Consider the following 14,809-nt stretch of genomic DNA (forward strand, 5'->3'; position numbering starts at 1 on the left):
GCCTGTCGGTAATTAAGTATATTCACGGGCGGGGATGATATGTGATGCGTGAGTAGATAAAATGATACAATTGCGCGAGTTTCCCTTCCGGGATCAGCTAAAAATGCACAGATCGCCAGGAACTTTTTTACAGAAACGGTGAACAAGTGTGACGAACTTCCTTTACAATAGGGACAGGTGTTTACTTAACATCCCTTTGAGGGGATGTGTGCAAAGGAAGGATACCATTTGGATAAACGGGCAATTAAGGCATGGATTACGTATGATTGGGCCAACTCGGCCTATGCGACGACGGTACTTGCAGCTGTTCTTCCCGTCTTCTATGCTTCTGTGGCCGCTGCTACACTGGATGCAGGAACCGCAGCATCTTATCTGGCGTATACCCATTCCATCGGCATGTTATGTGTAGCCCTGTTAACCCCTTTGTTGGGGTCCTTGGCGGATTTATCGGGACGTAAGGGGGACTTTCTGAAGGTATTCTCCATCATTGGCATCATCGCAACCCTCGGATTCAGCATCATTGGAGAGGGAGACTGGCTGCTTGCTTCTACTCTGCTGGTCATTTCGACCATCGGTTTTGCGGGTGGCAACACATTCTATGATGCGATGCTGCCTGATCTGGTATCAGCCGAGCGAAGAGAGATGGTGTCCTCCAAAGGGTATGCTTATGGATACATTGGTGGAGGACTATTGCTTGCGGTCAATATGCTGATGATTCAGCAGCCTGGCTGGTTTGGGATGGGAAGTACGCTTGCTGGAACGAGGCTTGCTTTTATCTCGGTAGCGTTGTGGTGGCTGGTGTTCTCCATTCCGTTATTTCGCCATGCCCCACGTCGGCCTGCATCGCCAGAATTGCCCAAGTCATGGAAAGGCTATGCTGGTGTGGGCGTACGTAGACTTCGCCATACCTTTCGCCAGATACGGCGTTTTCCCCAGTTGATGCGTATGCTGGTTGCTTTCTGGTTTTTCAATGATGGCATTAACACGATTATCCTGATGGCAACCATTTACGGTACAAGCATTGGGATCGGGACAGCCGATCTGATGTTGGCCTTGTTACTGACCCAGTTTATCGGGTTTCCTTGCACATTGTTGCTGGGGGCATGGGCACAGCGTTGGGGTGCGAAGCAGGTGTTGATGGTCAGCTTGTCCATTTACATATGCATCGTAATTTTGGGATATTTCATGACATCAGCCATTCATTTCTATCTGCTCGCCGGACTGGTTGGCGTAGTTCAGGGCGTAAGCCAATCGACGGCGCGTTCCTTGTTCAGCAATTTGATGCCTGCAGGCAGAACAGGAGAGTATTTTGGTTTTGTTAATATTACAGGCAAATTCTCTTCGATTTTTGGGCCGTTTGTATTCGGTTGGGTGGGTCAATTAACAGGGTCAACCCGCTGGGGAATTCTGTCTCTGATTTTCTTTTTCGCTGCTGGAATTGCAGTGTTATTAACGGTTAAGGTGCAGCAAGGTATTTCGGATGCAATTCAGGCCAATCAGGAAGAAGAGCAAGGCTGGATGCATCATCCGATTTCAGCGAAAGGGTCGGAGGCAAAATCGACTGGATGAGTAGTTAACGATGTGGTATAGCTAATCTTTTATTATTAATAATAGTAGCTCTGTGGGTCTGTTTATTCGTAAACGGCTCCAGAGCTTTTTCATGTTTGTGCAACAGTCATAACTAGTAAGCACGATAGAAAATGTATAAGTGCTTAAACGACAGAGAACAGAATAGAGTGAATAGAAAGATATTATGAAAAGGTGAAAATAAAAGATTGACATGATACATTTTGTATCATAGAGTAAAACTATGAATACATATCGTATCTAAAAGTTGTCGAAAGTACATCATCCAATATACCTATTCCCTTATGGTTTTTATAGCCGATGTTGAGATAAAGAGCTATACCAACTGCATGCTTATTTTAATTTTACAGAGGAGAGGCTGCCCTTGGTAGATGTTCATGGTAACGGACTTGTCTTACTACTATGTGTACCTCGCAGTGGAAGTTCGCTATCCACCGTGATGCTGCAAAATCACAGCCGTGTATTTGCCACACAAGAGATGTGGTTTCTGATGAATCTTGTAGATTTGCAGAAGGCTGATCCCCGCCCCTATGGCGGAAGTGCAATCATCCGTCAGTTTTATAGCGCTATGGTCTCAGACGAAGGTTTTGAGAAGGCTTGCAGAAGCTTTGCTCTTGAAATTTATAACGGATTTCTGGAGGGGAGCGGGGCAGACTTCCTCGTAGATAAATCTCCTCGTTACTATTATATGCTGGAATGGCTGGATCGCCTGTTTCCACAGTCCAAGCGCATTCATCTTCAGCGTAACCCCCTTGCCGTAGCTGCTTCTTACAAAAAGGTAAACCGACATACTGGAGAAGGCTTCGAACTGATTCGCAGCTTGCAGAGTCCGAATCTTAATATGAAAGCAGTCGATCTTACGCTGGGTATGCTCCGTTTGAATGATTATTTTGCGGACAAACACACGAATGCCTATGAAGTTCAGTACGAACAACTTGTCTCCAGCCCTCGGGAAGAAATGGAAAAGCTATGTGGTTTTCTTGGTATCGGATATGAAGAGGGAATAGAGCAATATGGACGCTTTGCGGATAGCACAAAGTCCAATATGTTCTACAGTATGGGTGTCGGTGATCCGTTTCTGTCCTCGCATCAGGAAGCTCATAAAGATTCTGTTAACAACTGGAAAAACATATTAGATCCACAGGAAGTTGAATTTTATTGCCGTGTAATGGGTGCAGATCTATTCCATCGGATGGGGTACAGTGAACAGCTGGAAGAAGCCGAGCAATGGACGGGTGTGCGCTATGAAGCTGGCCCGGATGAGGAAGTAATTGCAAAGTTAGATCGTCAATTCTCCGAAGCAACAGGCTGCAGCTGGCAGCATGGTTACCGGATGCAGCCTGTAGACGTAGCGGGCGGTACTCAAGATGGCAATAACAATAATCCGGAAGCGAGTGAACCAGAAGCGATTGATCCGACACTGGCTGCACTCGCAACCATCAGGCAACTGGAAGCCGCACTTCGTGCAGCCGATAATCGGCTGGAGCGAGGGTACAATGAGCGGGAACGATTGAAGGCACAACTCGCCTCTGCTCATAGCAAGATTCAGCGTATCAAATCATTGATTCCGTTTGGTAACCAGTTAAGCGCCTGGGCTTCACAGCGCAAGATACTTCGGGGAGGAAAGTCATGAGCGCTATAGCAGGAATTGTTCACACCGATGGTCAGCAAGCGTTATGGGAGGACAGTTGGCACCTATATGCCAGTCTGGGGCACGTTCCGGCGGATACAACGGGGGTCTGGAAAGGTAATGAAGCCTTCCTGAGCTGCCACGCCCAGTGGATTACGCCGGAGTCGGTCAGGGAGCAATTGCCTTTATTTGATGAAGTGAGCGGTCTGACCATCACGGCAGATGCCATTTTGGATAATCGGGAACAGCTTGCAGATCAGCTCTCTATATCGAGAGCGGAGTTAGCAGGATTGTCGGATAGTGAACTGATCCTGCGTGCGTATCAGCGATGGGATGAACATATGGCCGAGAAACTGCTTGGCGATTTTGCCTTCGCCATCTGGGACGATCGCAAGCGCAGACTCTTCGCTGCCAGAGACATTACTGGCATGAGATCCTTTTATTTTCGGCATGATGGTCAGCGGTTTGCCTTCTGTACCTTAATGAATCCGTTACTGCAACTGGAAGGTGTACATAAAGAGCTGGATGAAATCTGGTTGTCCGAATTTCTTGCCATTCCCGACATGCATGACTCAGCAGATATCCATTCTACCGTCTATCGTGGAGTGAGCCAGCTGCCTCCTGCCCATACGCTTAGCTTCAGGGATGGCAGGCTGGAACAGAAGCAATATCATCGCTGGGACGAAGTGGAGCCTCTAAGACTCAAGTCTGACGGGGAATATGTAGAAGCTTTCCGTGAGGTATTTGGTCAAGCGGTTGGATCGCGTTTGCGAACGCATCGACAGGTGGCTGCTGCTTTGAGCGGAGGGTTGGATTCTGGGGCAGTGGTTGGATTTGCCTCAGGAACACTGCGGAGACAGGGGAAAACGTTAAATGCGTACAGCTATGTTCCGGTGTCTGATTTTACGGATTATACCTCAAAAACGCTGTTGGCGGATGAACGCCCTTTTATCCAGTCTACCGTTAATCATGTCGGTAATATCACGGAGAATTACCTTGATTTTGAGGGGAGAAGCCCTCTTAGTGAAGTGGATACCTGGCTTGATATGATGGAAATGCCCTATAAATACTTTGAGAACTCCTTCTGGATTCGTGGATTTTATGAAAAAGCGAGCCAGCAGGATGCAGGCATTTTATTGACTGGAGCACGGGGCAACTTTACGGTTTCCTGGGGGCCAGCACTGGATTATTACGCCAGTTTGCTCAAAAGCGGACGCTGGTTCCGATGGCTACGGGAAATGCAGCAGTACAGTGAACGTACCGGGATGAAATTCTCGCGAATTGCCAAAATTACGGGTCGTAAAGCATATCCGGAATTGTTCAAATCCATGTCGAAGGGAGCTGCCCAAGCCGCATCGGTGCAATTAATCCATCCGGAGTTTGCTAGGCGAACTGGTGTATTGGAACGGCTCAAATCCATTATCGTTCTGCAAGGCGGCGCCCAAGCAGATGCGCTCAAAGTACGGGCAGAGAAATTCAATAACCTGGCCATTGCGAACAAAAATGGTGCTGTCGCGACCAAATGCTCTCTTCGTTATCGGGCGTGGGAGCGTGACCCTACGAGTGACGCCAGAGTGATCCGTTTCTGTCTGTCCGTACCGATTGAACAATATGTTAGTCAAGGAACGGACCGTGCCTTGATCCGTCGGGCTACCTCACCTGAGCTGCCTGACAAAGTGAGATTAAACCAGCGAGTTCGCGGTGTTCAGCCCGCGGATTGGTTGCACCGCATGATTCCCAATTGGGGTGATTTTACTGCCGAATTGCGTGCGCTATGTTCTGACAGCCGGGTCGCCGGCATATTGAACACAGAGCGAATCAAGTCCGCACTTGCGAATTTTCCGAACCCTCGGCCCGAGCTCGCTTCCCACCCGGACTTGCGGTTGATGATGCATAGCCTGATCGTGTATCGATTCATCCGAAAGTTCTGATGCAGCTAGGGGGTGTAGTGATATGAACCGGCATACTGGTTCATTAATCCGTTGACTCATGAGAGGAGGTGAACACGATGCAAATGGAAAAAAAGGAATGGCAAGCACCAGCACTGGAAGTATTGGAAGTGAACCAAACAATGGCGGGCGTAGGTTACAAACAGATCGACTGGATTACTGTCCACGATGCTGATCTCTACGATCCAACTTCCTAAGTTGTTTAGTTTTAACATGTGCCATCATACTTAGAAGGGCGGAAAGGGCAGTATTCCACTTTTCGCCTCCGCCCTTATATTGAGCAGTGCGAATATAAGGGCTTTTTTTATCTACATGCAAAATTGTGAAGGAGGAGTCATTCATTGTTGCCTGTGCAGTATGAAGCGTATGGCTTGCGTTGGTTGAGCCAATTCCCCATGCCTGAACTCCAAACCGTACAGAACGGTACAGATTCTGAAGCTGTCCATGCGGATGTACACATTGAGATAGCTGATTTGCAAGCACACTGGGAAGAGTGGGATGTGGGAAGCGATAACTTTGTATCCCGGAATGGCAGTCTTTTTTTTCGAATCGAGGATACGGGTCTGTTTCTCATGGAGCAAGGACGTCGCATTGTGGTATCCCCTCAAGCGGGAGCGGACGACAAAAAGGTTAGATTGTTCGTGCTGGGCACATGTATGGCGGTCATTATGATGCAGCGCGGCATTCTTCCGCTGCACGGAAGTGCGGTGGTCATTGACGGTTGGGCGTATGCATTTGTTGGACATTCGGGTGCGGGCAAATCTACTTTATCCGCTGCACTTGCTTCACGTGGCTATCCACTCTTAACGGATGATGTTGTGGCACTGACATGGGATGCAGGGGGAAGAGCGATCGTATCACCGGGGTATCCGCAGCAAAAGTTATGGCAGCCCAGCCTCGACGGATTCGGCATGAAGGAACAGAATTATGCAACAGTTCATGCAGAGATTACGAAGTACGCGATACCTGTTCAGCACTATTTTCATGATAGACCGGTTCCGCTTGCTGCAGTTTTCGAACTTGATCCGAAGCCGGAAGAGATGCTGAAACCCGTACAGCTGACGGAAATTGCAGGTTTGGAACGCCTTCACATGCTGTGCTCTCATACCTTTCGTAGTGGACTTGTTTCCAGGCAGGGTCTGGCACAATGGCTGTTTGAGACGGTCTCACGACTGTCTGCCAGTATCGAAGTTTTCAGAATCACGAGGTCAGGATCTGATTTTACTGCTTTTGAGATGGCTGACCGGATTACAGAACATGCACGTAAAGGAGTGTATACAGGACAATGACAGCAACGAAGCCAATGAATGGGGAAGACCGTGTGTTGCGGAAGGAAGGCAATCTTGTCAGTGACATGGGCGGGGAAAAAGTCATGATGAGCATTCATAACGGAAAGTACTATAACCTGGGCAGCACGGGTGGACGAATCTGGGACCTCATCAGTGAAGAACGAACATTGAATGAATTGGTTGAAGTGTTAGCCTCAGAATATGAGATTGAACCAGAGCTATGCCGTGAACAGGTTGTTCAATTCCTTGAGCATCTGACGCATGAAGGATTAATTGACGTTACCCGCGGAGAGTAGAGCCATGTTGCGAAAAATAAAAGCATATCGTTCATTGCCGCGTGAAATCCGTGGATTGGTATGGGAAGCCTATGTCCACCTTGGGTGGGCACGAATACTGAAGGCGATGCCTTTTGCCAAGATTGCTCCAGGGCTCGGTACACCGATGTATGAAACGTCGATGACGGGGCTCAATCGAAGTGAAGTGACGACGATTCGAAATATTTCTAAAGCTATACTCATTGCCAGCAGGTATACCTTATGGGAGAGTCGTTGCCTAGTCATGGCAATCGCAGCGATGAAGATGCTGGAACGCCGTAAAGTGGAGAGTACTCTATATATGGGTACTGCCCGGAATGAACAAGGCCAAATGATGGCTCATGCCTGGCTGCGAAGTGGGAAATTAATTGTGACCGGAGCAGATACAATGGACCAATATACGGTTGTCGGCGTGTTTGGCAAGCGGTGTCCTGAGAGGGGAGCTGGAGAGATTGTCTACGATACATGAATGGGAACACTATACAGCGGATTTTCCGCAGGAGCTTAAGCTGATTTTGAGCATGATTAAAGGCGATCTAACGGCAATAACCCCTGAGGATGCCCAAATACAGATGAAGGACATGGACTGGCAGCTCTTTTTGCAGCTCGCTCATCATCATCGATTATATTCAGTTCTCTATCTGAAAATAAAAGAGTTGGACTCAGCGCATATTCCCGCTTTTGTAGTGGAAAGCCTGAGGCAGCAATATACAGCCAATACGTTCCGCATGTTGCATCTGACCGCCGAGATGGAGCTGGTGTGTGGTGCTTTTCGCGAACGAGGCATTCGGAATATTACGCTCAAAGGTCCTGCACTGGCACATGATCTTTACGGAGATATATCCTTGCGGACTTCTAAAGATCTGGATATCCTCATTCCTTTTGATGATGTAGAGTTTGCGGAAGAGATCCTTGAATCGCTTGGTTATGAATCAAAGGAAGGCAAGCGAACACCGACCGTTGCCAGCTGGAAATGGCGGGAACATCATATCTGTTACAAACACCCGGTCAAAAGAACTCAAGTGGAGATCCATTGGCGGCTTAACCCGGATTCGGGAAGAGAAACTGATTTTGAATTACTTTGGAAACGCAGCCGATTCAGCACTTATACCCAGACGCCTATCCGTATGCTGGAAAGGGAGGATCTGTGGGCATATCTGGTGACGCACGGCGCAAGACATGGATGGTTCAGACTGCGCTGGCTGCTGGATATCGACCAGATGATTCGCTGCATGCCACTGGACGTCAAAAAAGTGGAGCGACGCCTGAAAGCAGAAGGCAGATTATCCATCGGTTCACAGGCTCTTCATCTCGCTTCGGTATTGCTGGATACCCCTATAGATGCCAATTACCTTGCCTTGTTGTCCCACAAACGTGAGGGAGCGAAATTAGCCAGCCGCGGTGTAGTGTTCATGAATGAAATGATTGAGAGCCCGGCAGATGTAAAGAGTTATCGTTCCTATCTGTTTGCACTGCGAAGCACCAGGCAGAAGCTGTTTTTCTTCATTGAACGTTTGTATCCGAGTACTTGGGATGTAGATCAACTACCGCTTCCGCGTTCACTGCATTTTTTGTATTTTCCGTTACGTCCGTTTCTCTGGTTCTGGCGGCGAATCAAAAGGAACACGATGACGGAGAGGGGATAACATATGATTTCGGAATTGCAATTCTTTATGCGCAAGCTGCATCGTGTAACGGGCCCGGTGTTATATTGGAACCTGCTGGGCATGATCTGCATCAGTCTGATGGAAGGAATCGGCATATATATGCTAGTTCCGATGTTAAGTCTCATTGGTATTTTTGAAATGGGTTCAACAGGTCTGCACTTACCCTGGATATCCGAATTTTTAAATCGTTTTCCGGAAAATGGCCGGCTGCTGCTGGTGCTGTCGACCTTTGTCCTCATTGTCTCCGGACAGGCTTGGCTTCAACGTCTCCAGACGATTCGCAACACTCGAATTCAGCAGCAATTTGTTCGAACGCTGCGCATGGAAACCTATCGTGCCATCATTATGGCGCAGTGGTCTTTTTTTCTCCAAAAACGAAAATCCGATTTTAATCATATATTAACGACCGAACTTGCCCGTGTCAGTCAGGGAACGAATATTATGCTGCAAATGGCGGCTTCCTTGATCTTCACCGGTATTCAAATCGGTCTGGCCTTCTGGTTGTCTGCCAAGTTAACCACCCTTGTCCTGGTCTGCGGATTGGTATTGTTTATTGTGTTGAGAAAATTCGTGAAGCGGGCAAAACAGATCGGGGATCAGACGTCCGAATATTCCCAGAGCTATTACAATGGCATTACAGAGCACTTCAATGGAATCAAGGATATTAAGAGCAATATGCTTGAAAAATCACATATTAGCTGGTTTGAGCGCATTTGTGGGCGGATTGAACGCAACGTGATTCAGTTCAGTCAGTTGAATAGTGGTACGCAGCTGATTCATCGGGTATCGGCAGCGGTCATAATTGCTGCTTTTATCTATTTATCTTTGCATGTGCTCGCAGTACCTCCGGCAAGCTTATTGCTTATCATTCTGATCTTTTCACGGTTGTGGCCACGATTTACGTCCATTCAGTCCAATCTGGAATATATGAGTTCCATGCTGCCCGCGTTTCAGATTGTGAGAGAATTACAGACGGAGACTGAAAAAAGCCGTGAGATTAGCGACAAAACAGTTCATGCTGATGAACCATATGATCAGGAATTAACGGTTCCCGGTCCACGTTCGGTCAGAATGAAGGCTCAGGCCAAGCCGAGTGATCAGGAAGGTGGGGATGCGCGTCCCATTGAGCCCCTGGTGCTTATGGAATCCATTGAGTGTCAGCAAGTGAATTTTCGCTATGAAGGCAGTGATACCTACTCGTTATTCGAGGCGTATGCATCCATCCCGGCGAAAGGCATGACGGCCATTGTAGGCAAGTCGGGAGCTGGGAAGAGCACGATGATTGATTTAATTATGGGACTCATTCGTCCGGAGAGTGGTCAGATTTTGGTGGATGGGGTGCCGTTAACCGAAAATCGATTGTTAGCCTGGAGAAGTTCAATCGGTTATGTCTCTCAGGACCCTTTTCTGTTCCATACGAGCATTCGTGAAAATTTGCGCCTGGTGGACCCGAATGCCAGTGAGGAACAGATGTGGCGTGCATTACAGTTTTCTTCGTCAGCAACGTTTGTCCGCAAACTTCCGCAAGGACTGGATACTATTATAGGGGATCGGGGCATCCGGTTATCTGGCGGTGAACGTCAGCGCTTGGTGCTTGCCCGCGCCATGCTTCGTAACCCTTCTGTATTGGTGCTGGATGAGGCGACGAGTGCGCTGGATAGTGAGAACGAACAGCATATTCACGAGGCGCTTGAACGCCTGAAAGGGCATGTCACCGTTATTGTTATCGCCCACCGACTATCGACCATTCGAACAGCGGATCGAGTGATTGTATTGGATGAGGGCCGGGTTATCCAACAGGGTGGATATCAGCAGTTGTCTACGGATCCGGTAGGCACGTTCAGCAAACTGTTGAACATGCAGGCAGGTGTCGTGGGGCAATGAATCTCTCGGTAAAACCGAAATGGAACATAGCAAAAAGGCGCGCCATTTGAGGCAGCGCCTTTGATCTATATGCAGTAGGGAAGTCATTTAATAAGATGGCCATTTTCGCTTAGTGAACGATGGCATTGCTGACAGGCTGTGGCAGCTGAAATGCACCAACTCGTTCCAGATGCTGCACAATTTCATGTACGGCTTCTTCGATGGACAGCTCTTCGGTATCAATGATCAATGTAGGATCTTCTGGAATATCATACGGGGCGGAAATCCCTGTGAAATGTGGAATGGCACCGCTGCGGGCCTTTTTGTAAAGCCCTTTCGGGTCACGTCGTTCGCATTCCTCGATCGAACATCGTACATAGATTTCAATGAAATCATCAGCTTCAAAGAGCTGTCTAACCATCTTCCGATCCTGTGCATCTGGCGAGATAAAGGCAGAAAGAACAAATAATCCGGCATCTACCATCAGCTTGGAAACTTCTCCAATTCGGCGCAGATTTTCTTGCCGATCCTCAGCCGTGAAGCCAAGGTCCCGATTCAGTCCATGACGTACGTTATCCCCATCAAGTACGTAACAATGAACCCCTTTTTCGTACAGATACTGCTCCAGGGCAAATGCAAGGGAGGACTTTCCTGCACCGGATAACCCGGTGAACCATAAGGCCCGACTGCGATGACCGTTATGCTTCTCCCTGTCCTGCCTCTTTAAGCTGGATTGCTGCCAGGTAATGTTACGCTCTTCCTTTGACATGGATATCCGCCTCTTCCTACGTATGATATGTATAATATTTTAACATATTTACAAGATTATAGCACCTTCTGAATTTGACGGAATTTAGCGTGAATCAACGATAATTCGGGTATAGATGTAGTACATACATAGCAGGAGGAACACCAACATGAATAATAACATACACAACATACAGGTTTATTTCCAGTGCGCGGATTGCGATCAGGATATCCAGGCAATCTTTGCCCAAGAACAGGTTAGTGCGGTTCGCTGTTCAGGATGTGGTAGAGCATACACCTTGATGAAGCCTACCATTGGCGACGAGATTTTGCTTGATTGGGAGCAGGAGGCTCTCTATCATAAATTGCGGGCAGATCGCTCTGAACATGATAACCATAATATGTCTGCCCTGATTATTAAAGTGATTGAGCTGCTCACCTGGCGGGATAGTGGTGACGGTCAGACACGTGCGATAGAAATGGTTAGAGAGTGGTTGGCTTCCAGTGGTAAACCCCAGACATTACTTGAACTATTTCATCATCCCGAGCGAGACAATAAACGATTTTGAACGAAGAAATGAAGAGTGGCCTCATTGGGTCATGTATGTGAAGCGATCTGTAATTGAAATTTACATACATTAGCTGCTCCTGTGGCATATTATCTGAAGGTGTTCGTGATAGGAAACGACAAACCGAATTTTTCAGGAACAGGAGCGGATAGCAATGAAGCGAATGGTTCTCTACATGCTGCTGGCCATATTGGCTTTCGGTATATTACCAGCGCATACTGAAGCATCGCCAATAAATGGAGCGTATCACTTTGGCTTCAAAAAAAGTCAAAATGGTCAATTGCCTTCCATTGATCAGGAAGGATTTAAGGAGATATTGCAGAATAACGATGCCATTTTCCTGGGGGATACAAAACAGAAAGAGCTGTATCTTACGTTTGATAACGGTTATGAAAATGGCTTTACACCAGCCATATTGGATGTTCTGCGTGATAAGAAAGTGCCTGCTGCTTTTTTTGTTACCGGGCATTATCTGAAAGATCAGCCTGAGCTGGTGAAACGAATGGCAGCAGAAGGGCATATTGTGGGGAACCACTCCTGGAGCCATCCCGATATGACCCGAGTTTCCAATGAGAAATTGAAAACAGAGCTTGATCAGGTACGGTCTGAGGTCAATCGGTTGACTGGACAGCAAGCGACCTTTTTGCGGCCACCACGTGGCATTTTCAACAACCGGACGCTCGCAGAGAGCCACGCCCAAGGTTACGTTAATGTGTTTTGGTCCATTGCCTACAAAGATTGGGATACCAAAATTCAAAAAGGGGCAGATTACGCGCGTCAGCAAGTGTTGAAACAGCTGCATCCAGGAGCAGTCATCTTGCTTCACTCTGTGTCGAAAGATAACACGGAGGCGTTAGCTTCCATCATTGATGAGGCTCGTAAACAAGGATATGCGTTCAAAAATTTGAATGAACTGAAAACAAAAAGTTATTAAGGTTACATGTTTACAATAAAAAAGGGCATCCTGAGCTACGATAGCTTGGGATGCCTTTTTGGCATGATCCTTAATGGATTAAGCAGGCGGACGCGAGATTGTATCTGGAAAATGTGCTGTATGATAAGAAGCATTTTTATAAAGCTGTGTTATAAATGATACCGATCGTTTTGGGACCACAATGACTACAAATAACGCAACCAGCCGTAGTCAGTTCCACTCGTGCTCCGGTCTGTTCCTGCAGAGATTTTTGCAAATCAAGCGCATCTTCCTCGGCCATGGTATGCACAACGATAACGAGATCGCGGTCGATCTGTTCCTTATGACTAAGTGTGTTTTGCAGCATTTGTTCCAAGGCCTTTTCCCGTTTGCCACGAACCTTGTACGCAGGTGACATCTTGCCATCGGTTACCCGAATGACTGGCCGAATCTTCAGCAGACTGCCAATCAGGTTTTGCATGCCAGAGCAGCGTCCACCTTTGTACAGATACTCCAACGTATCGATGACAAACTCAGTTCGGACATTTGGTTTGATGGCTTCAACGAGATGTGTAATCTCGGTCAGGCTCTGCCCCTTTTCTGCTGCATGAACTGCCTTCATGACCATCAGGGCAATCCCGGAAGAAAGATTCAGAGAATCCACCACAGAGATCCGACCTTCCGGAAACTCGGAACTGGCCAATCTTGCATTTTGATAGGTTGACGAGAGTTCAGAGGACAAGCTGATATATAAAATATCATATCCTTGTACTATGTAAGGTTGAAATGCCGTCATGAAATCAGCAGGTGAAGGTGCTGCCGTTTTGGGCAGACGCCCATCCCTGCTTACACGTTCATAGAGCTGCTCCGGCTTAATTTCAGCACCGTCCTTCAGTGATTCCTCACCGAACACGACATATAAAGGGATGATACCGATATCGTGCTGCTGGATCCATGCTGGGGCCAGATCACTTGTGCTGTCCGTGAAAATTTTGATTCGTGACATGTCAATCTCCTTTGGATACGAAAATTTGGCCATTAAAATGGATGAAGATGATAGGGATCAAGTGTCATTTCGTTACAATTTTTTGAGAAATGAATATGAGCCTGATGTAAGCTTTTAAACCATATAGATACCTGCAATGATAAGCCCGGCAAATGCCAGAATCATCACTCCACTGAGGATGGTTCCAATGATAGCAAAGACTTTTTTTCGATTCTTGAGCACAAGCCCAATCACGCCGAGTATGAGTCCTGCGAGATTAAGAATTAGACAAACCAGAACAGCCAGAGAAGCCAAAACAACTGCTGGATGCAACGCAATCTCTTCCACTTGGATCGGAGTGGTTACGATACCAATTGCACTGTTGATAGCCATCGTGGCAATAAATAAAGTCAGCATGTAACCAATGATCGAGACCAATCCAATCACAAAACTTGCAATACCAGGACCAGAATGTTTCAATCGACCCACGGGTGGATCTTCCAGGGCAGAAGGGTAAGGTGTAAATAGGTTGTCATGATTGGGATCTGAATGATCTGTACCCGAGCCTGATTGATAAGGATAATTGTTATTCTGGTTATTATGATTATCCATGAATGGTTTATCCCTCCTTACTCGTGGTCATGAGTGTGTGTAATTAACCTAATCTCGTTGAGATGATTCTAATTAAGAGAATGAAGGCACTCCTTTTTACTTTTCCATAAAAATCGATAAAAATCAAGGTTTCACGCCAGTTTTCGTCTATTTTGAGGCAAAAGCGAAGGGAAATATATATAACCAGACATATGAATGCCTTCCGCATCGTAGCTTGCTGGTAAACACGGCAAGGATTCGCTAAAATGAATAGTTGAGAGATGAACTAAGGGAGAGAAGGCAAATGCAACGAAAATGGATGATGATGGGTGCTGTACTGACGATGCTTTCTGTGGCTATTGGTGCGTTTGGTGCACATATGCTCAAGGAAAGCATCGGTGCGGACGCCATAGCGGTGTATGAAACCGGAGTACAATACCACATGATACATGCAATCGGACTGCTAATCATAGGTCTCACAGCGGGTCAGCTTGGACCCTCCACTAAGCTCAAGTGGGCAGCACGTCTGCTGTTTATTGGAATTATCGTATTCTCGGGCAGTCTGTATGTACTGAGTATTTCGGGTATTAAAATATTAGGAGCCATCACGCCAATCGGCGGGGTAGCTTTTATTGTCGGATGGTTGTTATTAGCAATAGACGTATGGCAGCGGGGAAAAGATCGCTCATGATGATTTACAATGGC

15 protein-coding genes are annotated in these 14,809 nt (G+C 47.1%); 12 read left to right on the top strand and 3 right to left on the bottom strand.

What is annotated here, in order from left to right:
* Positions 1 to 228 precede the first annotated feature (228 nt).
* The 9 genes from P5G61_RS05715 (at position 229) to P5G61_RS05755 (ending at position 10,320) form a co-directional block, all read left to right on the top strand.
* Complete coding sequence (locus tag P5G61_RS05715) at positions 229 to 1,569, top strand: MFS transporter (RefSeq protein WP_301245330.1); 1,341 nt, start codon at positions 229 to 231, stop codon at positions 1,567 to 1,569.
* A gap of 382 nt (positions 1,570 to 1,951) precedes the next feature.
* Positions 1,952 to 3,220: a sulfotransferase family protein gene (locus P5G61_RS05720; protein WP_301245332.1), complete on the top strand. Its 1,269-nt coding sequence runs from the start codon at positions 1,952 to 1,954 to the stop codon at positions 3,218 to 3,220.
* Positions 3,217 to 5,148: an asparagine synthase-related protein gene (locus P5G61_RS05725; RefSeq protein ID WP_301245334.1), complete on the top strand. Its 1,932-nt coding sequence runs from the start codon at positions 3,217 to 3,219 to the stop codon at positions 5,146 to 5,148. Before P5G61_RS05720 ends, P5G61_RS05725 begins: the two co-directional genes overlap by 4 nt.
* 83 nt (positions 5,149 to 5,231) lie before the next feature.
* A complete protein-coding gene (locus P5G61_RS05730; protein ID WP_143805395.1) occupies positions 5,232 to 5,363 on the top strand; it encodes a paeninodin family lasso peptide in 132 nt (43 codons plus the stop codon).
* Positions 5,364 to 5,507: 144 nt separating this feature from the next.
* Entirely contained in the window at positions 5,508 to 6,455 is a 948-nt protein-coding gene (locus tag P5G61_RS05735; RefSeq protein WP_301245337.1) for an aldolase, read from the top strand.
* The gene (locus P5G61_RS05740; RefSeq protein WP_094936705.1) at positions 6,452 to 6,751 is read left to right on the top strand and encodes a lasso peptide biosynthesis PqqD family chaperone; all 300 of its coding nucleotides are present in this window, start codon (positions 6,452 to 6,454) and stop codon (positions 6,749 to 6,751) included. The genes P5G61_RS05735 and P5G61_RS05740 overlap by 4 nt, the downstream gene beginning before the upstream one ends.
* Positions 6,752 to 6,755: 4 nt before the next feature.
* Positions 6,756 to 7,238: a lasso peptide biosynthesis B2 protein gene (locus tag P5G61_RS05745; protein WP_301245338.1), complete on the top strand. Its 483-nt coding sequence runs from the start codon at positions 6,756 to 6,758 to the stop codon at positions 7,236 to 7,238.
* Positions 7,222 to 8,415 carry a nucleotidyltransferase domain-containing protein gene (locus tag P5G61_RS05750; RefSeq protein WP_301245340.1) on the top strand — a complete coding sequence of 398 codons (1,194 nt, stop codon included), beginning with the start codon at positions 7,222 to 7,224 and terminating at the stop codon, positions 8,413 to 8,415. The genes P5G61_RS05745 and P5G61_RS05750 overlap by 17 nt, the downstream gene beginning before the upstream one ends.
* Positions 8,416 to 8,421: 6 nt before the next feature.
* Positions 8,422 to 10,320: an ABC transporter ATP-binding protein gene (locus P5G61_RS05755; RefSeq protein ID WP_435874077.1), complete on the top strand. Its 1,899-nt coding sequence runs from the start codon at positions 8,422 to 8,424 to the stop codon at positions 10,318 to 10,320.
* Between the two features lie 109 nt (positions 10,321 to 10,429).
* Here the strand turns inward: P5G61_RS05755 and cysC are convergent, their stop codons facing one another.
* The gene (cysC, locus tag P5G61_RS05760; RefSeq protein WP_301245344.1) at positions 10,430 to 11,068 is read right to left on the bottom strand and encodes an adenylyl-sulfate kinase; all 639 of its coding nucleotides are present in this window, start codon (positions 11,066 to 11,068) and stop codon (positions 10,430 to 10,432) included.
* 148 nt (positions 11,069 to 11,216) lie between these two features.
* Between cysC and P5G61_RS05765 the strand changes: the two genes are divergently transcribed.
* Positions 11,217 to 11,615 carry a hypothetical protein gene (locus tag P5G61_RS05765; protein WP_301245346.1) on the top strand — a complete coding sequence of 133 codons (399 nt, stop codon included), beginning with the start codon at positions 11,217 to 11,219 and terminating at the stop codon, positions 11,613 to 11,615.
* Positions 11,616 to 11,769: 154 nt separating this feature from the next.
* Positions 11,770 to 12,549 (top strand): delta-lactam-biosynthetic de-N-acetylase, encoded by a 780-nt coding sequence (pdaA, locus tag P5G61_RS05770; RefSeq protein WP_301245348.1) that lies wholly within the window; start codon positions 11,770 to 11,772, stop codon positions 12,547 to 12,549.
* A gap of 136 nt (positions 12,550 to 12,685) precedes the next feature.
* Here the strand turns inward: pdaA and P5G61_RS05775 are convergent, their stop codons facing one another.
* Both P5G61_RS05775 and P5G61_RS05780 read right to left on the bottom strand, forming a co-directional pair.
* The gene (locus P5G61_RS05775) at positions 12,686 to 13,534 is read right to left on the bottom strand and encodes a DegV family protein (protein ID WP_301245350.1); all 849 of its coding nucleotides are present in this window, start codon (positions 13,532 to 13,534) and stop codon (positions 12,686 to 12,688) included.
* 114 nt (positions 13,535 to 13,648) lie between these two features.
* On the bottom strand, positions 13,649 to 14,125 hold the full coding sequence (locus tag P5G61_RS05780) for a hypothetical protein (protein WP_301245352.1): 477 nt from the start codon (positions 14,123 to 14,125) through the stop codon (positions 13,649 to 13,651).
* 283 nt (positions 14,126 to 14,408) lie between these two features.
* Here P5G61_RS05780 and P5G61_RS05785 point away from each other — a divergent pair, with 283 nt between their 5' ends.
* Positions 14,409 to 14,795 (top strand): DUF423 domain-containing protein, encoded by a 387-nt coding sequence (locus P5G61_RS05785; RefSeq protein ID WP_301245354.1) that lies wholly within the window; start codon positions 14,409 to 14,411, stop codon positions 14,793 to 14,795.
* Positions 14,796 to 14,809: the final 14 nt, after the last annotated feature.

It is taken from the genome of Paenibacillus vandeheii, assembly GCF_030433635.1.
Classification (GTDB): Bacteria; Bacillota; Bacilli; order Paenibacillales; family Paenibacillaceae; genus Paenibacillus; species Paenibacillus vandeheii.